This window comes from Caulobacter sp. 10L414 (genome assembly GCF_056395525.1).
Genome location: NZ_JBFTJR010000148.1, coordinates 1 through 437 on the forward strand (window position 1 = coordinate 1; position 437 = coordinate 437).

The window sequence follows — 437 nt, forward strand, 5'->3', positions numbered from 1 at the left end:
GACCTGAAGCGTGCCGAAGCCGAACTGCTCGCCGCGCTGGATTCGCGCCCCGACTATGCCATCGCCTATAGCAATCTGGGCGATGTGTACCGGCGCCTGGCCGAACAGGCCTACGCCCAGGCCGTGAAGCGCAATCCGAAGGACACCCGCGCCGCCGCTGCACTGCAGCAGGTACGCCCGGCTGCGGCAGCGCCTGCGCCGGCCAGTGCCCCGGCGGCACGCTGATCATCCACCCCTAGCAGGCTTGCGGGCGCCGGCGATCGTTTCCGAACGTTTGCCAGGCGCCGCCAGCCCCCAATCCCGCATCACGGAGTCCAGAACATGACCGTTTCCCGCCGCATCGTCCTGGCTGGCCTGATGGCCGCCGCCGCCCTGTCTCCACTGGCCGCGATGGCCCAGGGCGCCAGCCCGGCCGCCGCCGCGCCCAAGACCGAGCG

At 71.4% G+C, this 437-nt stretch carries 1 protein-coding gene; it reads left to right on the top strand.

Annotated features, from left to right (window positions below):
• A partial coding sequence (locus tag AC1DCG_RS25140) for a hypothetical protein (RefSeq protein WP_477041758.1) occupies positions 1-225 on the top strand: 225 nt, incomplete at its 5' end.
• Between the last annotated feature and the right edge of the window lie 212 nt (positions 226-437).